General features: G+C 73.5%; 22 protein-coding genes and 1 riboswitch. Of the genes, 6 read left to right on the forward strand and 16 right to left on the reverse strand.

The features are described from left to right. Positions 1-232: 232 nt before the first annotated feature. The 3 genes from I5Q34_RS19405 to I5Q34_RS19415 all read right to left on the reverse strand — a co-directional run bounded on the left by I5Q34_RS19405 (position 233) and on the right by I5Q34_RS19415 (position 2386). The gene (locus tag I5Q34_RS19405) at positions 233-1216 is read right to left on the reverse strand and encodes a C1 family peptidase (protein ID WP_199893591.1); all 984 of its coding nucleotides are present in this window, start codon (positions 1214-1216) and stop codon (positions 233-235) included. A 178-nt stretch (positions 1217-1394) separates the two neighbouring features. Beyond that, entirely contained in the window at positions 1395-1892 is a 498-nt protein-coding gene (locus tag I5Q34_RS19410; RefSeq protein WP_199893592.1) for a hypothetical protein, read from the reverse strand. Between the two features lie 8 nt (positions 1893-1900). Next, positions 1901-2386, reverse strand: a complete 486-nt coding sequence (locus I5Q34_RS19415; RefSeq protein WP_234429150.1) for a hypothetical protein — start codon at positions 2384-2386, stop codon at positions 1901-1903. Between the two features lie 375 nt (positions 2387-2761). Between I5Q34_RS19415 and I5Q34_RS19420 the strand changes: the two genes are divergently transcribed. Continuing rightward, positions 2762-3265, forward strand: coding sequence for an Ig-like domain-containing protein (locus tag I5Q34_RS19420; RefSeq protein ID WP_199893593.1), 504 nt, complete (start codon positions 2762-2764; stop codon positions 3263-3265). Between the two features lie 101 nt (positions 3266-3366). Further along, entirely contained in the window at positions 3367-4398 is a 1032-nt protein-coding gene (locus tag I5Q34_RS19425) for an MsnO8 family LLM class oxidoreductase (RefSeq protein WP_277965353.1), read from the forward strand. A gap of 33 nt (positions 4399-4431) precedes the next feature. Here the strand turns inward: I5Q34_RS19425 and I5Q34_RS19430 are convergent, their stop codons facing one another. The 5 genes from I5Q34_RS19430 to I5Q34_RS35550 all read right to left on the reverse strand — a co-directional run bounded on the left by I5Q34_RS19430 (position 4432) and on the right by I5Q34_RS35550 (position 8234). Beyond that, entirely contained in the window at positions 4432-4842 is a 411-nt protein-coding gene (locus I5Q34_RS19430; protein WP_199893594.1) for a hypothetical protein, read from the reverse strand. Between the two features lie 67 nt (positions 4843-4909). After that, positions 4910-6076 (reverse strand): TerD family protein, encoded by a 1167-nt coding sequence (locus I5Q34_RS19435; RefSeq protein ID WP_199893595.1) that lies wholly within the window; start codon positions 6074-6076, stop codon positions 4910-4912. A 66-nt stretch (positions 6077-6142) separates the two neighbouring features. After that, a complete protein-coding gene (locus I5Q34_RS19440) occupies positions 6143-6817 on the reverse strand; it encodes a response regulator transcription factor (RefSeq protein WP_199893596.1) in 675 nt (224 codons plus the stop codon). After that, positions 6814-8106 (reverse strand): sensor histidine kinase, encoded by a 1293-nt coding sequence (locus I5Q34_RS19445; RefSeq protein WP_277965354.1) that lies wholly within the window; start codon positions 8104-8106, stop codon positions 6814-6816. The genes I5Q34_RS19440 and I5Q34_RS19445 overlap by 4 nt, the downstream gene beginning before the upstream one ends. After that, positions 8103-8234 (reverse strand): hypothetical protein, encoded by a 132-nt coding sequence (locus tag I5Q34_RS35550; protein WP_267911983.1) that lies wholly within the window; start codon positions 8232-8234, stop codon positions 8103-8105. The genes I5Q34_RS19445 and I5Q34_RS35550 overlap by 4 nt, the downstream gene beginning before the upstream one ends. Positions 8235-8944: 710 nt before the next feature. Here I5Q34_RS35550 and I5Q34_RS19450 point away from each other — a divergent pair. Further along, positions 8945-9988: a methyltransferase gene (locus tag I5Q34_RS19450; protein WP_199893597.1), complete on the forward strand. Its 1044-nt coding sequence runs from the start codon at positions 8945-8947 to the stop codon at positions 9986-9988. Positions 9989-10044: 56 nt separating this feature from the next. Next, positions 10045-11130 (forward strand): amidohydrolase family protein, encoded by a 1086-nt coding sequence (locus tag I5Q34_RS19455; protein WP_199894263.1) that lies wholly within the window; start codon positions 10045-10047, stop codon positions 11128-11130. A gap of 7 nt (positions 11131-11137) precedes the next feature. Here I5Q34_RS19455 and cobC read toward each other — a convergent pair whose 3' ends face one another. Then, complete coding sequence (gene cobC, locus I5Q34_RS19460; protein WP_199893598.1) at positions 11138-12196, reverse strand: Rv2231c family pyridoxal phosphate-dependent protein CobC; 1059 nt, start codon at positions 12194-12196, stop codon at positions 11138-11140. Positions 12197-12502: 306 nt separating this feature from the next. Here cobC and I5Q34_RS19465 point away from each other — a divergent pair, with 306 nt between their 5' ends. Further along, on the forward strand, positions 12503-13372 hold the full coding sequence (locus I5Q34_RS19465; protein ID WP_199893599.1) for a 4Fe-4S domain-containing protein: 870 nt from the start codon (positions 12503-12505) through the stop codon (positions 13370-13372). 83 nt (positions 13373-13455) lie between these two features. Here the strand turns inward: I5Q34_RS19465 and I5Q34_RS19470 are convergent, their stop codons facing one another. Continuing rightward, positions 13456-13947 carry a carboxymuconolactone decarboxylase family protein gene (locus I5Q34_RS19470; protein ID WP_199893600.1) on the reverse strand — a complete coding sequence of 164 codons (492 nt, stop codon included), beginning with the start codon at positions 13945-13947 and terminating at the stop codon, positions 13456-13458. A 131-nt stretch (positions 13948-14078) separates the two neighbouring features. Between I5Q34_RS19470 and I5Q34_RS19475 the strand changes: the two genes are divergently transcribed. Continuing rightward, positions 14079-15008 (forward strand): RNA polymerase sigma-70 factor, encoded by a 930-nt coding sequence (locus I5Q34_RS19475; RefSeq protein WP_277965356.1) that lies wholly within the window; start codon positions 14079-14081, stop codon positions 15006-15008. A gap of 12 nt (positions 15009-15020) precedes the next feature. Here the strand turns inward: I5Q34_RS19475 and I5Q34_RS19480 are convergent, their stop codons facing one another. The 6 genes from I5Q34_RS19480 to I5Q34_RS19505 form a co-directional block, all read right to left on the reverse strand. Then, positions 15021-15386, reverse strand: coding sequence for a cobalamin biosynthesis protein (locus I5Q34_RS19480; RefSeq protein ID WP_307811697.1), 366 nt, complete (start codon positions 15384-15386; stop codon positions 15021-15023). Beyond that, on the reverse strand, positions 15379-16731 hold the full coding sequence (locus tag I5Q34_RS19485) for a cobyrinate a,c-diamide synthase (RefSeq protein WP_199893602.1): 1353 nt from the start codon (positions 16729-16731) through the stop codon (positions 15379-15381). Before I5Q34_RS19485 ends, I5Q34_RS19480 begins: the two co-directional genes overlap by 8 nt. Before the next feature lie 8 nt (positions 16732-16739). Next, on the reverse strand, positions 16740-17336 hold the full coding sequence (cobO, locus tag I5Q34_RS19490; RefSeq protein WP_199893603.1) for a cob(I)yrinic acid a,c-diamide adenosyltransferase: 597 nt from the start codon (positions 17334-17336) through the stop codon (positions 16740-16742). After that, positions 17336-19438, reverse strand: coding sequence for a putative cobaltochelatase (locus tag I5Q34_RS19495; RefSeq protein WP_199893604.1), 2103 nt, complete (start codon positions 19436-19438; stop codon positions 17336-17338). Before I5Q34_RS19495 ends, cobO begins: the two co-directional genes overlap by 1 nt. A gap of 258 nt (positions 19439-19696) precedes the next feature. After that, on the reverse strand, positions 19697-21214 hold the full coding sequence (locus I5Q34_RS19500) for a cobyric acid synthase (protein ID WP_199893605.1): 1518 nt from the start codon (positions 21212-21214) through the stop codon (positions 19697-19699). Continuing rightward, positions 21207-22181 carry a cobalamin biosynthesis protein gene (locus I5Q34_RS19505; protein ID WP_199893606.1) on the reverse strand — a complete coding sequence of 325 codons (975 nt, stop codon included), beginning with the start codon at positions 22179-22181 and terminating at the stop codon, positions 21207-21209. Before I5Q34_RS19505 ends, I5Q34_RS19500 begins: the two co-directional genes overlap by 8 nt. A gap of 121 nt (positions 22182-22302) precedes the next feature. Then, positions 22303-22435, reverse strand: a riboswitch (cobalamin riboswitch). Between the last annotated feature and the right edge of the window lie 241 nt (positions 22436-22676).

Raw genomic sequence — 22676 nt, forward strand, 5'->3', positions numbered from 1 at the left:
GTCGTCCATCGCCGCGGCCGTCCTCACCCTGGAGCGGCAACGCTGAAAGAGCTCACTGCTTCCACAGTGTCAGCTCAACTGCACGGCCGTTGAAGGCCAGTGGCACCGGTGGGAGCGCCGCCGTGCTTCCCCCGATGGGCTGCCGTGCGCACTCGACTTGATCGGGCACAGTGGCCCGGCGGCGATGCGGCATGCTGTGACCGGTCAAGTCCGGTGCGCAGGGCGGCCGGGGCTACCGCTTGACGATCTTGCCGACCGCGTCGGCCTCCACCACCTGGTTCTGCAGGTACTTCCAGGAGAAGTTGACGAAACCGCGGTCTCCCCAGCCCTTGCCCCAGGAGTTCTCGACCCGGACGCCCTTGCTGTTGTAACCAATGATGGTCACCATGTGGTTGCCGGCGTACCCCGAATCGCGAGCCGGGTAGTACTTGTAGGAGGCGGCTTCCTTCGGGGTGAGGTAATAGAGGTCGTTGCGCACCGGGATCATGATGACGACCGGCTGGCCCTTGGAGAGTGCCGACTTCACGTCGTTCTGTATTCGGCTGCCGGTGCGCAGCGTGGTGTAGCCGGACAGCTTCCAGTTCGCCGCGTTGCGGCGCTCGCTCTTGGACGGCTGGGTGGTGTAGTTGAAGTCGCCCGGCTTGTAGTGCTTCCTGGAGTCGACGCCCTGCTTGGTGGCGATCCGGAAATGATCCGCCGCCGCGGTGGGGTCGTTCCTTCCCTTGACGATCTGGGCGTACGTGTACATGGGGGCCTGGGGGCCGCCGGATATCTTCTGCACGCCCTCGAGAATGCTGTAGGCCGAGTAGTCGATGGCCCAAGCGACACAGGAGTTCACGTCGCCCTGATTGCCGGGGGTGGCCGCGAACTTGCTCAGGTCGACGGCGGCGGGAAGGGGCTTACTGGCCTTCTTCGGCTTGGCGGCGCCGGCCTTGGCGTAGGGGGACAGGGCCTCCAGTCTCGACTCGACGGAACCGCTCGGTACGGCGTTTCGACCCTGCGGCCGGGACGGGAGCGCGCCCAGGCCGAACGGGTGCCGCTTTCCGTTCGCCGAGTGGGCCGACTGGCCCGCGGTGGCCCGGTCTTGGCCGTGCCCGGCGGTGTCGGCCTGGGCGATGCCTGCGGAAGCGGCACCGATCGCCGCGGCCACGGAAATCGCCAGGACCGTGCGCGGCGTGCCGCGGAGCCCCTTCGGCTTGGGGCGAGAGCTGTTCATTGACGGTCTCCTTCAGAGTGGCCAAAGCGCATGTCAGGTACCTGACATGCAGCGGAGTGTGGCGTGGGGTGCGCGCGGATGTACCCGGGTGCCTAAATCGACCTTAGGGAACTTATGTTCGATAGCGGGGGAAATCTAGCCCAATCGTGCACTCTTGATCAAGCCCAAGTGGGCGCCGTCACAAGAGTGTTGGGCCAGTCGGCAGGCGCTGGAGCCGCTCGATCGCGCGGAGCACTTCGGCGCGGTTCTTCGCCCGCTTCACCCAGACGGGCAACCGGGCGATCAGCGTCATCTTCCTTCCCTGCTCGTACCAGGCGTCCCGCTCCCGCAGGGATGACGCCACGAACTGACGGATCAGTTCCAGGTGTTCCCGGTTGTATGCCCAGAGCGGGCCGTGCCGGGTTTTGGCCCGGAGCCAGAGAGGGGCCTGGAAATAGGGGTCCGTGGCCGAACCCCAGTGGAATCTGAGGGTGGAATCCGTCGTGCGCCGGGACAGCCCGCAGGCGTGGCAGATCAGGTTTCGCCGGGCATGCGGGGACGGGCGGGTCGTGTCGCGGCGCGGGGACGCGGGAACGACGTGGGCGATCCCCGAGCACTTCGGGCACCGGACGAGGATCACGTCGATGAAATGGTCCCGGGACCAGCCGGGGTCGTGGAAGCGGAGCGGTGCCGTCATCGCGAGGGTCACGCCATGGCGGAGAAGATCGCGTACAGGTCGCCCGCCTGCTCGGGGCCCCGGACGGACATGACGGAGACGCCCGAGGCGGGCTGGCGGAACTCGTCCACGTGGTCGCCGGGTTGCGGGACCTGGACCAGAGGTGTGCCCCGGCGCTCCAGGATTCTGCGGAGCTTCGTGAAATCAGTGCGGCGGGCGAAGCGGCCGTAGTGGTCCCGGAGGGGCTTGTTGACCAACGAGCCGCCCCAGTACGAGAGGCGGTGCACGTGCAGGGAGAAGTGATGGCCCTCCCACGGGTGCTCGGGGGAGGAACGGAGCCAGTGGAACTCGACCATTCCGTAGTCGCGCCACATCGACGTGGAGTCGAGGGAGTTCTCGGCGTAGTCGTCGCCCAGGATCGCGGTCACTTCGCCGGGGGTCGCCGACGGTTTCAGGCCGAGGAGCGTTCCCGTCGTGATGACGTCCGCGTAGAACGCCAGGGAGTGCGGTGTCAACTGTATGTCCTTGAAGAGAACCGGTCTTGAACAGGTTCGGAAGACCGGAATTTACGTCATGCGGGTGGGTGACCGACCCCTCGGCCAATTCCGAAAAGGGTACTGCCGGGGGCCGTTGAGGAGAAACGGTTATCGGGTGGCATCAGGCCATGATCAAAGGGTAGGGAGGGAATGGTGGGGCCGGAGATCCGGGGTGCTGGGGTGTCGGACCGGCGGATCGGCGGTGCGGAGGGTTCCGGGGCTCGTTTCCGCTGTTGATATTCCGGCGGCCGGAAAGGCCCGGATGTCCGCGATCCGGGCACGCCGTACGTTCGCAACGCAACCGCAACGCAATGGAAAAGCACCTCACCGCGCATGCCGAGAGGAGCACTTCACGTGACCCAGCCGACTCCGGAACAGTGGCAGCAGTTCCAGCAATGGCAGGCGTTCCAGCAGTGGCAGCAGGCACAGGCCCAGCAGCAGACATGGCAGCCGGTGCAACAGCAGACGGTGAACCCGTGGCAGCAGGTGCAGACGCAGCCCTGGCCGCAGCCGCACGGCGTCGAGGTCGTGCACAAGGAGAACGTGCACCTCACCGCGTCGACCGTCCGCGCCGGCATCATCGGCATGGCGCAGGCCCAGATGCGGGCGACGCTCACCGACCTCAACGGGCAGGGCATCGCCGGGGAGCGGATCACGTTCGTCGTCACCAGCACGCGCCAGGAGTTCGGCAGCGCGACGACCAACGACCAGGGCGAGGCGGTGCTCGACTCGGGCGCCAACATCTCGGATCCGCAGATCTGGGTCTCGGCGGGCAGCAGCGGCTTCACGGCCCTTTACGGCGGCAATGAGAAGTACAAGTCGCAGGAGGCGAGGGGGAAGTTCCAGATCGCCATCTGAGTCGAGCAGTACGTTTCGCGGCGGTGTCCCCGGGCGCAGGGGGACACCGCCGTACTGTTCGTGCCCGGAATTACTTTCCTTCGCGGTGTGTTCCCAGGGGTGTGAGTGCTGCCGCCGCGATATCCGTCCCCCTCTCCGTCCTCGACCGGTCGCGCACCCGGCAGGGACACGATCCCGGCGAGGCGCTGCGCGACACCGTCGCGTTCGCGCGGGAGGCGGAGGCGCTCGGGTACCACCGGTTCTGGGTGTCGGAGCACCACAGCGTGCCCGGTGTCGCCGGGTCCGCGCCGACCGTGCTGGCGGCGGCCGTCGCCGCGGCGACGTCGCGGATCCGTGTCGGTACGGGCGGCGTGATGCTGCCGAACCACCGGACGATGGTCGTCGCGGAGCAATTCGGCGTGCTGGAGTCGCTGTTCCCGGGGCGGATCGACATGGGGCTGGGGCGGTCCGTGGGGTTCACGGACGGGATCCGGCGGGCGCTGGGGGCGGAGAAGGACGCCATGGGCGGCTTCGCGGAGCGGCTCGCCGAGCTGGGGGAGTGGTTCGCGGGCGGGGCGTCCGCGTATCCGCAGGTGCACGCCCGGCCGGCGGAGGGGCTGCGGGTGCCGGTCTTCGTGCTGGCCAATGACGCGGGGGCCGATATCGCCGCCGAGGCGGGGGCAGCGCTGGTGATCGGTGGGCTCGGCGGGACGGACGCGATGGCCGCCGCCGTCGAGCGGTACCGGAAGGGCTTCCGGCCGTCCGCCCTGCGCGCGGAGCCGTACGTCGTCGTGGCCGGGAACGTCGCCGTCGCAGGGACGGCGGAGGAGGCGGCCCGGCTGCTCGTCCCCGAGGCGTGGGCCATGGCGTACTCGCGGACGCGCGGGGTCTTTCCGCCGCTGATGCCCGTCGAGGAGATCGAGGGGCTGCGGATGACCGAGCGGGAACGCGAGCACTACGAGGCCGCGCTGCGCGGGCACGTCCACGGCACGGAGGACGAGGTCGCGGCGGAACTGGCCGCGCTGGTGGAGCGGACGGGGGCGGACGAGCTGCTCGTCACCACCAACTCGTACGACCGGGACGCCCTGTTGGACTCTTGCCGACGGCTGGCCCGGCTGGCCCGGCTGGACGGAGGGGGCGGCGGCGCCCGGTGAGACCTGGCGCCGCCACCCCTCCGTGACGGCCCGTCAGAACCAGCTGTCGTCGCCGTCCGGGTCGACGAACTCGTTGTGCACCTCGGTGATGTTGACGACCTGCTGCGGCTCGTCGTCGTCCAGCGCCTCGTTGAGCAGCGCGCCGCCGACGAGACCGGCCGCACCGGCGGCCGCGACGCCGCCCCAGCCCGGGCCCGAACGCCGCGACGGCTGCTGCTGCGCGTACCCCGCGTGCCCCTGCTGGGGCGCGTACCCCTGCTGCGGCGCGGGCGCGTACCCCTGCGCGTAACCCCCGTGCTGCGCGGCCGCCGCCTGCTGCCGCATGGCCGCCCAGTGCTGGGCGCACCCGACGCAGCTCATGACGTTCCGGGGGACGCCCCACTGCGGCGTCCACAACAGGTTCTGCGTGCCGGGACCGTGCGAGGGGTCAAAGAAACAGTTCAACGTGCTCTCCAAAACAAATCGCCCTGCGTCGTGGGCAGGTGACGGGCCCAGGCTGCCCGCCGTCCCGTCACAGCGCCGCGGCCGCCGGCTTCACCAGGTCGCGGACCGTGCGGGACTTCACGTACTCGCCGATGGCGGTCATCTCCCACTCGCCCGAGAACTGGCGGACGAACTTGCACATCAGGACGCCCGTCTTGGGCTCCGCGCCGGTGAGGTCGAAGCGGACGAGCTCCTCGCCGGTCTGCGCGTCCATGAGGCGGCAGTACGCCTTGGCGACCTGGGTGAACTTCTGGCCGTTGAAGGAGCTCACGGTGAAGACCAGGCCGGTGACCTCGGGCGGGAGGCCGCCCAGGTGGACGGTGATGGTCTCGTCGTCGCCGGAGCCGGCGCCCGTGAGGTTGTCGCCGGAGTGCTGGACCGAGCCGCTCAGGATCATCAGCTTGCCGAAGTAGCAGGCGTCGATGAGGTTGCGCTGGGGGCCGTAGGCGATGACGGACGCGTCGAGGTCGATGGCGCGGGCGCCGTGGGCGGGCTCCCAGCCCAGGCCCATGCGGACCGACTGCATCAGCGGCTTGCCGCCCTTGACGAGGGAGACGGTCTGGTTCTTCTGGAGGCTGACGCGGCCCTTGTCCAGGTTGATCTTGCCCGGCGCGGCGGGTGCGGCGGGCGGGGCCGGGGGAGCCGGCGGGGCGACGACGGGGGCGGGCGGGGTGACCGCGGGGGCGGCGGGCTCGGCGGCCGGTTCCTCGACGCTCACGCCGAAGTCCGTCGCGATGCCCGCCAGTCCGTTCGCGTACCCCTGGCCCACGGCCCGCACCTTCCAGGCGCCGTTGCGGCGGTAGACCTCGACGACGACCAGCGCCGTCTCCGTCGCCAGCCGGGGCGGGGTGAAGGTGGCCAGCGGGGCGCCGGTGTCCGCGTCGCGGACGGTCGCGGTCGGCTCGGTGCCCGCGAAGGTGGTGCCCGGGGCGTCCGGGCTCGCCGTGACGACGATCTTCTCGATCCCGGCGGGGACGGCGGCGGTGTCCACCGTGATCGCGTCGGGCGTGCCGGCGGCGGCCGCGCGGTGGGTCACGCCGGGGGCGGCCGGCTGGTTGTAGAAGACGAAGTCGTCGTCCGAGCGCACCTTGCCGTCGGCGGTGAGCAGCAGGCCCGAGACGTCGAGCCGCACCGGGGCGGCGACGTCCACCGTCACGCGGGTGACGGAGAGCGGGATGTTCGAGCCAGGGGTCATAGCGGTCATGATCGGCACAACGTGCGAGTGGGCGGTGTGGTTCCAGCGCTCTGGCAAAGCGTTCGTTCAGCGCGGGGAGACGAAGCCCGTCTCGTACGCCGCCACCACCGCCTGCGTGCGGTCCCGCACGCCCAGCTTGGCGAGCACCCCCGCCACGTACGTCTTGACCGTCGCCGTGCCCAGGAACAGCCGTTCGGCGATCTCCACGTTGGACAGGCCCGTCGCCATCAGCCGCAGCACCTCCGCCTCGCGCTCCGACAGCCGCTCGCGCAGTCGGCGCGCGGCGTCCTCGGTGGCGCGGTCGCCGGCGTACGCGGCGGCCAGGGAACGGACGGCGGCCGGGAAGAGCAGCGAGTCGCTGCGGGCCACCAGCCGTACGGCCTGGACGAGTTCGTCCGCTCCCGCCCGTTTGAGGAGGAAACCGGACGCGCCCGCGCGCAGCGCCTCGTAGACGTAGGCGTCGTTCTCGAAGGTGGTGACGACCAGGACGCGCGGCGGCCCGTCCAGGGTCTCCAGGATCTGCTCGGTGGCGCGGATGCCGTCCATCTCGGGCATCCGCACGTCCATCAGCACGACGTCCGGGCGCAGTTCGCGGGTGACGGAGAGGGCCTCGGCGCCGGTCGTGGCCTGGCCGACGACCTCCAGATCGGGCTCGGCGCCCAGGATGGCGCAGAGCGCGGTGCGCACCATCCGTTCGTCGTCGGCGACGACGAGGCGCAGGGGAGCCCCAACGGTGTTCATCGTGCGGTGTCCCCGAGCCGTGCGGTACCCCCGAGCGGCAGGCGCACGGACAGCCGCCACACGCCGTCACGTTCGCCGCAGTCGCTGCTGCCGCGCAGCAGCCGGGCCCGCTCGGCGATGCCGGTCAGGCCGCGGCCGCCGCCCTCGCGGGGCGGGCCGGGGCGGGCGGCGACGGGGTTCTCCACGGTGACCTCCAGGGTCGTGTCGTCGGCGGTGACGCGCAGCGCGACGGGGACGGGCCCGGCGTGACGCAGGGCGTTGGTGAGACCTTCCTGCACGATCCGGTACGCCTCGCGGGAGACGACGGGCGGGATCGCGTCCAGGCGGTCCGGCGCGGTGAGGGCGACGGGGACGCCCGCGGCGCGGGTGCGCTCCAGCAGGGCGCCGAGCCGGTCGAGCGTGGGGGCGGGCGCGGCGGAGGCCGGTCCGGCCTCGCGCAACAGGCCGAGTACGGAGTCGAGTTCGCCGACCGCCGTGCGGGTGGTCTCCTCGATCGCGGCGAGCGCCTCCCGGACGAAGCCGGGGTCGGCGTCGAGGACCTTGCGGGCGGCCCCCGCCTGGAGCAGCACCGCGCTCAGCGCGTGCCCGACCGAGTCGTGCAGCTCGCGGGCGAGCCGGTTGCGGACGGCCAGTCGGCGGGCCCGTTCCTCGGCGGCCCGGAGCCGGTCGGCCGGGGAGGGGCCGAGGAGCACGGGCGCGCAGCGCGCCAGCCCGGCACCGGCGGCCCAGGAGGTGACGACCGGCAGGGCGAGCAGCGCGACGCCGGCGAGCGGCGCCAGCGCCGGCAGCCACGGGCCGTCGAAGGGGCGCAGCCAGGGCAGGCTGCCGGGGAGGTCCGGGTCCAGTACGGGCAGGGCCACCAGGCCCACCGCGGCGGGCGGCACGGCGAGCGACATGCCGCTGACGATGCCGCCCGCCGCCACGTGCAGCGTGAAGTACAGCGCCGGACGGGTCCGTTCCGCCCAGGTCCGGGCCGGGCCGGTGGCGAGTTCGGCGTCCTCGCTCTCCAGGCCGCACAGCGCCTGTGCCATGGCGGTCTGCAGCGGCCGCATCAGCGGGAACAGCAGCGCCGAGAGCGCGGCGAGGGGGAGCGCGGTGGCGAACGTCAGGAACTGCGTGGCGGGCGAGACGAGGGCGCTGCCCACGTCGCCCGTGACGAGCGGCAGGAGCACGTTCGTCAGCAGGAAGTACGGCATCAGCAGCGCGCCGCCGAGCAGCAGGTGCACCCAGCGCAACCGCGCGCGGAGGCCCAGCACGGCGTGCGGGCGGAAGAGCGCGCCGGGTGTCACGGCGCGGTGCGGGCGTGCGCGCCCCCGGCGGGCGGGCTTCCGGCCGGCAGGCTCCCGGCCGACGGGCCGCCGGCCGATGGGCCGCCGGTCACTTCGTTGATCACCGGGACAGGGTAGGTGACGTGCATGGGGCCAGTGTGGCCGGAGCGGGCGCCGGGCGGATCGGCCCGGACGGCGGGCCGCCTCCACCGTGCGGCGGAGGCGGCCCGTTCCCAGGTCGTACGAGGTTGTTCCGGTGGTGTGTTCAGGCGGTTCGGACGGTTCGGACGGTTTGGATTGGTTCAGGCAGTTTGTGGAGCGGGTCCGGACGGCCGGTGGCGGCCCGCGTGGTCGTCGTCGCGGCGGCGCCCCGCGCCCGGGAAGGTCGCCCGCCCGGCGGCGCACCCCGCGTGGTTGTCGTCGAAGCCGGCGTGCTCGTCGTCCCGAAGGCCCGCGCGCTGGGCGCGTACGGTACGCGCCCAGCGCGCGGCCCTCACATGCTCCTGGAAGCCGACCTGTTCGTCATTCCCCCGACGGTGACACCGCCCGTACCGGCACGGTGTCGCCGATGTCATCCTGTGCGGCATACAGCCATGTTCTTCCGCCGCGCCGCGAGGCACGTCATCCCCAGGGCCGGACCCTCTCCTGCGCCGGATCGATCCGTCCCTCGTGCTCACGCAAGAGACGGGAGCGCCGCCGTCGGCCTCCGGGAGGAGAACCTCCGGAGAGTCCTCCGGCCCGTTTGTCAACAGCCCGCGCCGTAACGGCCGATGACGCCCGGCGGACAGGGCTGGACGGGCCCGGCGGCATGCTCCACTTTCAAGCACACACCCGCTCTTCCGCGCGCGAGGAGGGTCTTATGAACGACCTGTGCAGCACCCGTGGCGACGACGCGACCGCCCTCGACTCCATATTGCGCATCGCCCTGGGCTTCCAGGCGTCCCAGGTCCTGTTCGCCGCCACCCGCTTCGGGCTCTTCACGGAGCTGGCCCGAGGGCCCCTGACCGGCGAGGAACTGCGCCTCCGCCTCGGGCTGCACCCGCGCTCCGCCCGGGACTTCTTCGACACGCTCGTCGCGCTCGGCCTGCTGGAGCGCGAGGCCGGCCCCGACGGCCGCTACGCCAACACGCCCGCCACCGGCCGCTATCTGGACCGCGGCAAGACCACCTATCTGGGTGGAGCGCTGGAGCTGTACGACAACCGCCTGTACGGCTTCTGGGGCAGCCTCGCCGACGGACTGCGCACCGGGAAGCCGCAGAACGAGATCAAGGACGGCGGCGACCTGTTCTCCGCCCTCTACAAGGACCCCGAGCGCCTCGCCTGTTTCCAGCAGGCCATGACCGGGCTCACCATGCGCTCCGCGGACGCCCTCGCCGAGGCCGTGGACTGGGCCGCCCACCGCACCGTCGCCGACATCGGCTGCGCCGAGGGCGCGCTGCTCAGCCACCTCCTGCACCGCCACCCGCACCTGCGCGGCACCGGCTTCGACCTGGAGGTCGTGCGCGGCAACTTCGAGCGCAACCGGGAGCGCCGCGGCCCCGCGGAGCGGCTCTCGTTCACCGCCGGGGACTTCTTCGCCGACCCGCTGCCGCGCGCCGACGTGCTGCTCTTCGGGCACGTGCTGCACGACTGGGACCTGGCGGCCAAGCGGATGCTGCTGCGCAAGGCGTACGAGGCGCTGCCGGACGGCGGGCTCGTCGTCGTCCACGAGAGCTTCATCGACGACGACCGGAGGGAGAATCTCACCGGGCTGCTCAGCAGCCTCAACATGCTCATCGAAACCACCGGCGGCTTCGACTGCACCACCGCCGACTGCCGGGGCTGGCTGGCGGAGGCCGGATTCCGCGAGAGCCGGGCCCGGCGCCTGGCCGGCGCGGAGTCCATGGTCGTCGGCCGCAAGTGAGCATGCCGGGACGTGAGGGACGGGAGAGGACATTGGCGCACGACGGCGACGGCACGGTGCTGCACATCAAGGGACGGGTGCTGACCGGCCCGGACCCCGACGACGGGGTGCGCGACGAGATGTGGGTGGTCGGCGGGCGGGTCACCTTCGACCGTCCGGCCGGGGCGCGGGACGTCACCACGGTCGAGGGCTGGGCGCTGCCCGGCCTGGTGGACGCCCACTGCCATGTGGGGCTCGACGCCCACGGCCCGGTGGACCCGGCCGTCAGCGAGAAGCAGGCGCTGGCCGAACGGGAGGCGGGCGCGCTGCTGTTGCGCGACGCGGGCTCCCCCTCGGACACCCGGTGGATCGACGACCGGGAGGATCTGCCGCGCATCGTCCGGGCGGGCCGCCACATCGCCCGGACGAAGCGTTACATCCGCAACTACGCCCACGAGATCGAGCCCGAGGACCTGGTGGCGTACGTACGGCAGGAGGCGCTGCGCGGCGACGGCTGGGTCAAGCTCGTCGGCGACTGGATCGACCGCGAGACGGGCGACCTGTCGTCCTGCTGGCCGCGCGGCGCGGTCGAGGCGGCCATCGCCGAGGCGCACCGGCTCGGGGCCCGGGTGACCGCGCACTGCTTCGCGGAGGAGTCGCTGGCACCGCTGGTGGAGGCCGGCATCGACTGCGTCGAGCACGCGACCGGGCTGACCGAGGAGACGATTCCGCTGTTCGCCGAGCGCGGCGTCGCGATCGTGCCGACGCTCGTCAACATCGCGACGTTCCCGCGCCTCGCGGCGGGCGGCGAGAAGAAGTACCCGCGCTGGGCGGACCACATGCGGCGGCTGCACGAGCGCCGCTACGCGACGGTCGGCGCGGCCTTCGACGCCGGGATCCCGGTCTACGTCGGGACGGACGCGGGCGGATCGCTCGCCCACGGGCTGGTAGCCCAGGAGGTCGCCGAACTGGTCAGAGCCGGGCTGCCCGCGACGACCGCGCTCGGCGCCGCGTCGTGGGGGGCGCGGGAGTGGCTGGGCCGGCCGGGGCTGGAGGAGGGCGCGTCCGCGGACCTCGTCGTCTACGGGGCGGACCCGCGGGAGGACGTACGGGTGCTGGGGGCGCCGCGGCGGGTGATCCTCCGCGGCAGAGTGCTCAGCTGACGCCCCGTCAGTTTCCGTCGAGGGCCTTCTCCAGGGCCTCGGCGAAGCGGTCCGTCGTCGCGCGGTCCCGGACCGCCAGCCGCAGGTAGTCCGGGCCCAGGCCCGGGAACGTGTCGCCCCGGCGGACCGCGAAGCCCAGCCCGCGCAGCCGGGTCCGCACGGCGGCCGCGTCCGGCAGCCGGACCAGCACGAACGGTCCGGACGCCGGGGAACACACCGTCACCGACGGGAACTTGGCCAGCCGGTACTCCAGGTGCGCCCGGTCGGCGGCGATCCGGTGCGCCGCGTGCGCGGCCTCGGCGAGCGCCGGGGGTGCGCTGCACGCCTCCGCCGCGACGAGCGCCGGCGACGACACCGGCCACAGCGGCTGCGCCCGCTCCAGCCGGGATATCCGCCCCGGTGACGCCAGGACGTACCCGACCCGCAGCCCCGCCAGCCCCCAGGTCTTCGTCAGACTGCGCAGCACGACCAGGCCCGGCAGGTCCGTGCGGGAGGCGAGGGACTCGCCCTCGCCGGGGACCGCGTCCATGAACGCCTCGTCCACGACGAGCGTCCGCCCCGGCCGGGCGAGACGCGCCAGGGACGTGGCGGGGTGCAGGACGGACGTGGGATTGGTCGGATTCCCGACGACGACCAGATCGGCGTCGGACGGCACGGCCCGCGGGTCCAGCCGGAACCCGTCCTCCGCCCCGAGCACCACCCGCTCCACGTCGTGCCCCGCGTCCCGCAGGGCCGCCTCCGGCTCGGTGAACTGCGGGTGCACGACCACCGCCCGCCGCGCCTCCAGCGTCCGCGCCAGCAGCACGAACGCCTCCGCGGCACCGGCCGTCAGCAGCACGCGCTCCTCCGTCAGCCCGTGCCGCGCCGCGACCGCCCGACGGGCGGCGCGGCCGTCCGGGTAGGCGGCCAGCGTCTCGATCGACGCGGCGAGCCGCTCGCGCAGCCACTGCGGCGGGGTGCCCGAGCGGACGTTGACCGCCAGATCGGTCAACTCCGCGCCCATGCCGCGCACTTCCGCGTCCCCGTGATGACGGAGGTCGGGCTCGGGGGATATGTGCTGCTGCATGTGGGCGGGGCTTTCTGGTGCGCGTGGTCCTCGGAGGAGACGTTACCTGGGCGGACGGGGGTGCCGTGCCCCGGTCCCGCCCTCGCCGTTTCCCCCCGGCCTCGCTCGGAGAGTGACGAGACTTCGTGACGTTGACCGGCGCTTCCGGCCGCGCACCATTGGTCAATTTGTCTCTTTTGTCTGGCTGTCGGAACGCCGCCGAACCCGAAATACAAGATCGGCACCGCCTGCCGATCCGCTCCGCACCCGGGATATCCCTGGAACGCGGCCCTGCCGGGGCCGTTCCCCCTCGGAAGGAGCCGTGCCGTGGACGGCTGGTACGTGGACGCCCGCTGCATCAACTGCGACACCGCCCGGCAGCTCGCGCCCGGGCTGATCGGCGAGGCCGGAGGAAGATCGCGCATCCTGCGCCCGCCGGACGACGAGACGGAGACGCGGCACCTGCATGCCGCCGTCTTCGCCTGCCCCACCCGCTCGATCCGCCCGGCGCCGGGGCAGGCGGACCGGGCGCTCGACCCGTTCCCGATGCCCCTGGACGACGGCGTACTCCTCTGCGGCCACAACTCGCCCCGCACCGCCGGCGCCAACTCCTACCTCCTCAAGCGCCCGTCCGGCGCGCAGATGATGATCGACACCCCTCGCCGGAGCCGCCGACTGGCCGAGCGCTACGCGGCCTCGGGCCCCGTCACCGACGTCCTCCTCACCCATCGCGACCACGCCGCCCACGGCCGTCGCTACGCCGACCACTTCGGCGCCCGGCTGTGGATCCACGAGGGCGACCTCGACGCCGCCCCGGACGCGGACCGGGTGATCCGCGGCCTCGAACCCGTCGAGATCGGCGAGGGAGTCACGGCCCACCCCCTCCCCGGACACACCCGCGGCAGCGTGCTCTACCTCGCGGACGACCGCTACTGCTTCACCGGCGACAGCTTCTACTGGTCACGCGCGACCGGCGATCTCGACGTCGCGGAGAGCGTGACCTGGTACTCCATCGAGGAGTTGGCCGACTCCCTCGCCAGGACGGCCGGACGGCTGCGCTTCGAGTGGATCCTGCCCGGCCACGGCGACCGCCGTCGCCTCCCGGCCGACGAGATGTCCCGCCGCCTGCGCGCGCTGGCCGAACGCACGCGACGGCTGCGGCCCCGGCCCGTCGACTTCACGGCCGTCCGCTGGTGAGGGAGCGGTCCGGCCCGATAGCGGGCGGTTCGGTTGCGAATGGCTGCCCGGCCGGCGGCCTCCCACAACCAAACCGCCCGCTATCAGCCGAACGCGGCGGCGAACATGCCCGGTTCGTAGGAACCGCCCTGCTGGCGCACGATCACGGCGATCCGGTTGGCCGCGTTGATCAGGGCGACCAGGGAGACCAGCGCGGCGACCTGGTCGTCGTCGTAGTGCTCGCGCACCCGGGCCCACGTCTCGTCGGACACCCCGTGGTGGGCGTCGGCGAGCCGGGTGCCCTCCTCGGCGAGCGCCAGCGCGGCCCGCTCGGCCTCGGTGAACACGGCGGACTCGCGCCAGGCGGCGACCAGGGCGAGCCGCACCGCGGACTCGCCCGCGGCCGCCGCGTCCTTGGTGTGCATGTCGACGCACCATCCGCAGCCGTTGATCTGGCTGGCGCGCAGCGAGACCAGCTCCTGCGTGGACTTCGGCAGCGACGACTGGTGGATCACCATGCCCGCGTTGGCGAACCGCTTGGCGAACTTGAGGGCGATCTCGTTGTCGAACATGTTGAAACGGGTTCCCGTAATCATGACTTCGTCCTCGCTCGTGGTCGTGCATTGACGAACACCAGATGCCGGCGGCCGGCTCCTTGTGACGGGCCGACGGCGTGACGTACGCCACCGGTCAGGGGTGTCACAAAGCCATGGGGGACCGGCGTCTTGTGCGCGTGGCACCGACGAAAGAGAACAGGCAGGAGCGACAGGTGAAGAGCGAGCACACGGACCCGGCGACCGAGGCGTTCGTCGCCCACCGCAACCTGCTGTTCACCGTCGCCTACGAGATGCTCGGCTCGGCCGCCGACGCGGAGGACGTCCTGCAGGAGACCTGGCTGCGCTGGGCGGGCGTCGACCTCGGCACGGTACGGGACCACCGCGCGTACCTCGTCCGCATCACCACGCGCCAGTCACTGAGCCGCCTGCGCACGCTCGGCCGCCGCAAGGAGTCCTACGTAGGCTCCTGGCTGCCCGAGCCGCTGCTCACCGCGCCCGACGTGGCCGAGGACGTCGAACTGGCCGACAGTGTCTCGATGGCCATGCTGCTCGTGCTGGAGACGCTCGCGCCGACCGAGCGGGCGGTGTTCGTGCTGCGCGAGGTCTTCGACCTCGGGTACGACGAGATCGCCGAGGCCGTCGACAAGACCCCGGCCGCGGTCCGCCAGATCGCGCACCGTGCACGGGCCCACGTCGCGGCCCGCCGGCCGCGCGGGGCCGTCTCTCCGGCCGAGACCCGGGGCGCGCTCGACGCGTTCCAGAAGGCGGTCGAAACGGGCGATCTGCAGGGCCTGCTCGACATCCTCGCGCCGGACGTCGTCCTCGTGGGCGACGGCGGCGGAGTCCGGCAGGCCGTCCTGCGGCCCATCGTGGGGGCCGACAAGGTGGGCCGCCTGCTGGCTGCCAGCCTGGGCAGGATCGGGACATCGCTGCGCCCGGCACAGGTCAACGGCCACCCGGCGCTGATCCTCCAGCCCGACGGCGAGATCGACACGGTCGTGACAGTGCGCGTCGACGGCGGCCTCATCACCGGGCTCTACGCCGTGCGCAACCCCGGGAAGCTGTCGCACATGCGGCGCGAGGCCGCCTTGCGCCGCTGAGCCCGGGGTGCGTCACACCCGCGCGGCCACCGCGCACGTCACCCGGCCGCCCACCACCTTCGGAACGACCAGCACCGCACCGTCCCCCGCCCCGCGCACCGCCGCCGCCTCCGCGACGCTCGCCGTGCCGGTCGCCGCGCGGACCCTCGCCGACGGGGACGGGACCGGGACCGATGACAACTCGGCGACGGAGCAGGACAGCAGTGGCACGCCCAGGGCGGAGGCCGCCGCGATCAGGCCCGGCTCGGCCGCGCGGGAGGCGAGGGTGGACAAGGCCACCAGGCGGCCGTCCGGGGGGAGCATGCGGCGGACGAGGGCCAGGACTTCGTCCGCCGGCACGCCGGGACGAGCCCCGACCCCCGCCACGTACTCACGCACGGGAGGCGGCCGCCGCGACCAGGCGTTCCGCCGCGCCGGGGACGCCCGCCCAGTGGATGTGCAGATATGAGGCGTGGACGCCCCCGGTCGCGAAGCCCTCGACCCGGCGCTCGGGGCGCGTGAAGCCCCACGCCGGCGTCGGGCCCGCGCCCGGCTCCGTCACCGTGCGGTGGAACTCGTGGCCCCGCACCCGCGTCCCCGCCGCCGCCAGCGGCGAGTCCGTGATCGCGACCGCCTCGCGGTAACCCAGGGTCAGGCGGGGCGACATGCGTGCCTCCGCCGGGAGGACGCCGCACATCGGGCGGTCGTCCAGCTTCCGCGACAGGTACAGCAGGCCCGCGCACTCGGCGATCACCGGGGCGCCCGATGCCGCGAGGGCCGAGACCGCCTCGCGCAGCGGCTCGTTGGCGGACAGCTCCGGCGCGTACATTTCCGGGAAGCCACCGCCGATGACCAGGCCGGACGTGCCGGGCGGGAGCTTCTCGTCGCGCAGCGGGTCGAAGGTGACCACGTCCGCGCCCGCCGCCGCCAGGAGTTCGGCGTGCTCGGCGTACGAGAAGGTGAACGCCGGGCCGCCGGCGACGGCGATCACCGGGTGGGACGCGGGAGAAGAGACCGGAGGCGCCCAGGGCGCGTCCGGCAGCGGCGGCGCGCTGCGGGCCAGGGCCAGCAGGGCCTCCAGGTCGCAGCCCTCCCGCACCCGTTCCGCCTGCGCCGCCACCGTGTCCAGTGCCTCGGCGCGGCGTTCCGCGACCGGCACCAGACCCAGGTGGCGGCTGGGCGTGCCGACGTCCGCCGCCCGGCGCAGCGCGCCCAGTACCGGGACGCCGGAGCCGCCCAACGCCTCGCGCAGCAGCGCCTCGTGGCGGTCGGAGCCGACCTTGTTGAGGATGACGCCCGCGACCCGCACCTCCGGGTCCCAGGACGCGAAGCCGTGCACCAGCGCCGCCACCGAACGTGACTGCGACGACGCGTCCACGACGAGGACGACCGGGGCCCGCAGCAGTTTCGCCACATGAGCCGTGGACGCCAGTTCACCCTGGCCGCTCGCGCCGTCGAACAGGCCCATCACGCCCTCGACGACGGCCAGTTCGGCCCCCGCCGCGCCGTGCAGGAACAGCGGGGCGATCCGCTCCGGGCCGCACAGGTACGCGTCGAGGTTGCGGCCGGGCCGTCCCGTCGCGAGGGCGTGGTAGCCGGGGTCGATGTAGTCGGGCCCCACCTTGTGCGGCGACACGGCGAGGCCCGCGTCCGCGAAGGCCCGCATCAGGCCGGTCGCGACGGTGGTCTTGCCGCTGCCGGAGGACGGGGCGGCGATGACCAGGCGAGGGACGTGCGTACTCACGTGCGAACTCACCACTCGATGCCCCGCTGGCCCTTCTGGCCCGTGTCCATCGGGTGCTTGACCTTCGACATGTCGGTGACGAGGTCCGCGAAGTCCACCAGTTCCCGGGGGGCGTTGCGGCCGGTGATGACGACGTGCTGGGTGCCCGGGCGGTCGCGGAGGACGGAGATCACCTCGGCCGTGTCGATCCAGCCCCAGTGCAGCGGGTAGGCGAACTCGTCCAGCACGTACAGCCGGTACGACTCGGCGGCCAGGTCGCGCTTGACCTGCTCCCAGCCCTCGCGCGCCGCCTCCTCGCTGGAGGAGATGTCGCGCTGCACCCAGGACCAGCCCTCGCCCATCTTGTGCCAGGCGACCGTCCCGCCCTCGCCGGAGTCCCCGAGCACCTTCAGTGCCCGCTCCTCGCCGACCTTCCACTTCGCGGACTTCACGAACTGGAACACCCCCACGGGCCAGCCCTGGTTCCAGGCCCGCAGGGCGAGCCCGAAGGCCGCCGTCGACTTGCCCTTGCCGATCCCGGTGTGGACGAAGACGAGCGGCCGGTTGCGGCGCTGGCGCGTGGTGAGACCGTCGTCGGGGACGACGGTCGGCTGTCCCTTGGGCATTACGCGGCCCTCCTGGAGGTGTTGCCGTTGCTGTTGCGTACGGTCCGGACGAGCGCGGAGACGCTGTCCGCGCGCAGTTCGCCGAGGGTGACCACGGGGGCGAGGAGCGAACGGCCCAACTCGGCCGCCAGGCCGAGGCGTACGGGTCCGGCCTCGCAGTCGACGACGACGGAGGCGGTGCCACCGGCGGCCAGCAGCCCGGCCGCGCGCGCCGCGCGGGCGACCGGCTCCGGGCCGCCGGTGGCCCGGCCGTCCGTCACGACGACCAGCAGCGGGCGGCGCGAGGGGTCGCGCAAGCGCTCCACCCGCAGCACCTCATGGGCCTGGAGCAGGCCCGCGGCGAGCGGGGTGCGGCCGCCGGTCGGCAGCCTCTCCAGCCGGGCCGCGCCCGCGTCCACCGACGAGGTGGGCGGCAGCGCGACCTCCGCGCCGGACCCGCGGAAGGTGATCATCCCGACCTTGTCCCGGCGCTGGTAGGCGTCCAGGAGCAGCGACAGCACCGCGCCCTTGACGGCGCTCATCCGCTTGCGGGCCGCCATGGAGCCGGAGGCGTCCACGACGAACAGGACGAGGTTGCCCTCGCGGCCCTCGCGCACCGCCTCGCGCAGGTCGTCGCGGCGGACGACGAGGCCGCGGCCCGCGCGCCCGCGCGCCCGCTGGTGCGGGGCCGCGGCCTGCACGGTCGCCGCCAGGTGCAGCCGGGACAACACGCCGCGCGGGCGGCGCGAACCGGTCGTCCGGCCGTGCGGCGTACGGGACCGGGAGCGCCGGCCGGCCGCGCCGTCGCCGAGGCCGGGGACGTCGAACTTGCGGGTGCGGAAGGGGTCGGCGGCGGCTACGGGGGGTGCTTCCAGGGCCTGGCCCTGGCCCTGACCCTGGCCCGGAGCTTCTTGCGGGGCGGCGGAGTCGTCGCTTCCGGTCGGCTGCCGATCCTCGGGCTGCTCCTCGCGCTGGGAGGGGAGTTCGGCCTCGGGAGACTGCTGCGGGGGCTCGCCGCCGCCGTCGGGGCCGTTGTCGTCCGGCCCGTTGTCGTCCGGCCTGTTGTCGTCGGGACCTTCCGGACCGGGGTCCGGCTCCGGGTCGTCGTCCTCGTCCTCGAACTGCCGCAGGATCTCGTCCAGTTTGGCTTCGTCCAGGCCGGGCGCGTCGAAGGGGTTGCGACGTCGACGGTGGGGGAGGGCCAGCAGGGCAGCCTGCCGTACGTCCTCGGTGGCGACGTCCGTACGTCCCGCCCATGCCGCGAGCGCGGTCGCCGTACGCGCGGTGACGATGTCGGCGCGCATGCCGTCCACCTCGAACCCGGCGCAGACCGCGGCGATCCGGCGCAGGGCCCCGTCACCGAGGCGCACGGCCGGCAGCAGGGCGCGCGCGGCGGCGATGCGCTCGCGCAACGCGTCCTCCTCGGCGGCCCACTTGGCCGCGAACGCGGCCGGGTCCTCGTCGAAGGCGAGCCGGCGGCGGACGACCTCGACGCGCTCGTCGGGCTCGCGGGAGGCGGCGACCTCGACGGTCAGGCCGAAGCGGTCCAGAAGCTGGGGCCGGAGCTCGCCCTCCTCGGGGTTCATGGTGCCGACGAGGAGGAAGCGGCTGGCGTGGCGGACGGAGACGCCTTCGCGTTCGATGTGGGCGGAGCCGGTCGCCGCCGCGTCCAGCAACGAGTCGACGAGGTGGTCCCCGAGGAGGTTGACCTCGTCCACGTACAGGACGCCGCGGTGGGCGGCGGCCAGGAGGCCCGGCTCGAACGCCTTGACGCCCTCGGAGAGGGCGCGCTCGATGTCGAGCGAGCCGACGAGGCGGTCCTCCGAGGCGCCGACCGGGAGTTCGGCCATCCGCGCCGGGCGGGTGAGCCGGTCGCCGTCCGCGTGCGGGCCGTCCGGGCAGTCGGGGTCCGGAGCGGCCGGATCGCAGGCGAACCGGCAGCCGGTGTAGGTCCCGACCTCCGGGAGGAGGGCGGAGAGCGCCCGGACAGTCGTGGTCTTGGCCGTCCCCTTCTCGCCGCGGACGAGGACGCCGCCGACGGCGGGCGAGATGGCGTTGAGGAGCAGCGCGAGCCGCAGGCTGTCCATGCCGACGACGGCGGCGAAGGGGTAGGGGGTGCTCATGCGGTCATCGCTCCTTCGGGGGTGCTGCTGCTGGCTGGCGTGCTGAGAGAGGCCCCAACCCCGCCCTTTCACCTTTTCCCGGGGCAAGTCCCCGGACCCGGGCCGCCCTTCGGACGGAGGGTGGGGGCTGCGCCCCCTGCGCCCTGCCCGGGGCTCCGCCCCTGGACCCCGGCCGGGGCTCCGACCCGGGCCCCGGAACCACACTCCGCGCGGTTGTCCCCGAGCTCCGGACGGGCTGAGTCGGTGGACGGGCCGGCGTCACGGCGCCCCCGGCGGGATGAAGGGGGCGCCTTCGGGGACGCCGTCCTCGATGAGGCGCAGAAGCGCGTCCGTGTCCGCGTGCTCCTCGATCAAGTCCCCGAGGCGGTCCAGCTGTTCCTCGCGGAGGGACGCGAACGACGTGTCGGGGGCCGGGACGAAGCGGCGGCCCGCCGCCTTCGCCACGCGCCGCAGGAACGCACGGCGGAACGCGTCGCTCTCCAGGGAGCCGTGCCAGTGCGTGCCCCAGACCGCGCCGACGCGGCAGCCGTCCAGGAACTCCTCGTCGCCGCCGAGCACTTCGGCCACGCCGTGGTGGATCTCGTAGCCCTCGACGTGTTCGCCGAGGGCCTTGCCGACGGGTCGCGCCAGCGTCTTCTCCGCCGCGAACCGCACCCGTACGGGCAGCAGGCCCAGGCCCTCCACGACGCCCGCGCGCGACTCGACCTCGTCCTCGATGCGTTCGCCCAGCGCCTGGAAGCCGCCGCAGATGCCCAGCACCGGGCGGCCCTCGGCGGCCCGCCGCCGCAGGGCGTCGGCGAGGCCGCGCTCGCGCAGCCAGGCCAGGGCGCGGACGGTGCCGCGGGTGCCGGGGACGACGGCCAGGTCGGCGTCGGCCAGCTCCTCGGGGCGGTCGGCGAAGCGGACGATCACGCCGGGTTCGGCGGCGAGCGCGTCCACGTCCGTGAAGTTGGACATCAGGGGGACGGCGCAGACCGCGACCCGCAGCACGTCCTCGCCCAGCGGCGGGGCGACGACCGACTCGCGGACCGCGCCGCGCAGCGAGACGCGGAGCCCGTCCTCCTCGTCGATGCCGAGGCCGTGCGCGAACGGCAGGACGCCGAACGTCCGGCGGCCGGTGAGGCCGCGCAGCATCTCCAGCCCCGGCTCCAGCAGCGACACGTCGCCGCGGAACTTGTTGACCAGGTAGCCCGCTATGAGCTCCTGGTCCTCGGGGGAGAGCAGCGCGGTGGTGCCGAAGAAGGACGCGAAGACCCCGCCGCGGTCGATGTCGCCGACCACGACGACGGGCAGGCGCCCGGCGCGCGCGATGCCCATGTTGACGATGTCGGTGCGGCGCAGGTTGATCTCGGCGGGGCTGCCGGCGCCCTCGCAGATCACCGCGTCGTGGGTGCGGCGCAGCTCCTCCAGGCAGGCGGTCACGGTCCCGAAGAGCTGCTCCTGGCGCCCGGAGTGGTAGCCGCGGGCGCTGAGTTCGCCGACCGGCTTGCCCATGAGCACGACCTGGCTGCTGCGGTCGCCGCCGGGCTTGAGCAGCACCGGGTTCATCAGCGCGCTGGGCTCGACGCGGGCGGCCGCGGCCTGCATCGCCTGGGCGCGGCCGATTTCGGCGCCCTCCCGGGTCACGAAGGAGTTCAGCGACATGTTCTGTGCCTTGAACGGCGCCACCTTGACGCCCTTGCGCACCAGCCACCGGCAGATGCCGGCGGTGACCACGCTCTTGCCCGCGTCGGAGGTCGTCCCCGCGACCAGCAGGCCCCCACCCTGATTACCCACCCGTGCCGCTCCTCTTGACGGTCCTGCCTATGACACTGCCCAGTGCGCGGGCGCCGACAGCCGCGCCCAGGGCCAGGAACGAGACCCGGCGGGAGAGCCGGACGGCGCGTTCGATGTCGGCCGCGGCCACCGGGCGGTTCTCCGCGCCCAGTACGGGACGGTGCTCGACGCGGCCGGCGTAGGCGAGGGTGCCGCCGAGGCGTACGCCCAGGGCGCCGGCGAACGCGGCTTCCACCGGGCCGGCGTTGGGGCTGGGGTGGCGGCCCGCGTCGCGCCGGGCGACGCGCAGGGCACCGCGCCGGTCGGGGCCGGCGAGGACGGCCAGGGCGGCGGTGAGCCGGGCGCCGGGCCAGCCGACGACGTCGTCGAGCCGGGCGGAGGCCCAGCCGAAGCGGCGGTAGCGGGGGGATTTGTGGCCCACCATGGCGTCGAGCGTATTGACCGCGCGGAAGCCGACGAGGCCGGGGACGCCGGCGAACGCGCCCCAGACGAGGGCGCCGACGACGGCGTCGGAGGTGTTCTCGGCGACGGACTCCACGACGGCGCGGGCCATTTGCTGCCCGTCCAGGGACTGCGGGTCGCGGCCGCACAGGTGCGGCAGGCGCTCGCGGGCGACATCGAGGTCGCCGGCTTCGAGGGCCCAGCCGATGGCGCGGGCCTCGCGGCCGAGGGAGGTGCCGCCGAGGACGGCCCAGGTCGCGGCGGCGGTCAGGGCGATGTCCGCGGCGCGGTGGTTTTTTGTCGCGCGGGCGAGCAGCGCGGCGCTCGCGGCCGCGCCGCCGGCGCAGACGAGGGCGTGCAGCGTGCCGTGGCCGCGGTGGTCGCGCCACAGCCGGTGCTCGACGGCCTGTGCGGCGCGGCCGAAGGCGGCGACGGGGTGGCCGCGGCGGGGGTCGGCGAGGACGAGGTCGCAGGCGAAGCCGAGGGCGGCGCCGCAGGCGAAGCCGAGGGGATCGGCGGCGGGCATGGTGTCAGACCGCCGTCGTACCTCGCGGCGAACGCGTTGCGGGCAGTGGTCGGCGGCGGCCGGGCATGGCTCTGTGTCCTCACTCAGGGTCCGCGCCCTGGTTCGACGTGACCGGCGACCAGAGTCTCCTGGCTCCCGGATCGGCGCCGCCCCCTGCCTTCCGGCGTTTTCCGGCCGTGGCGTTGTCGTTCGCGCGGGGGCGCGCTCCCCGGTGACAGTGGCGGGACCGCGCCGGACTCGCACCGGCTTCCTCTGCTGTCGCCGTTTGGCCTCGGCAGTCCACCATGGCCCGTGAGCGGGCGTCAACTCGGGGTTTGCTGTGCCCCGGTCCCGCCCTTTCACCGTTTCTTCCGGGGCTCCGCCCCTCGGCCCGGCACCGCGCTCCGCGCGGTGGTGCGGGGGCTTCGCCCCCTGCGCCCCGCTTCGGGGCTCCGCCCCGTGCCCCGCAAAGCGGCTGCGCCGCTTTGTCCTCAAACTCCCCGGAGGGGGCAACCC

The organism is Streptomyces sp. AV19 (assembly GCF_015999245.1).
Taxonomy (GTDB): Bacteria; Actinomycetota; Actinomycetes; order Streptomycetales; family Streptomycetaceae; genus Streptomyces.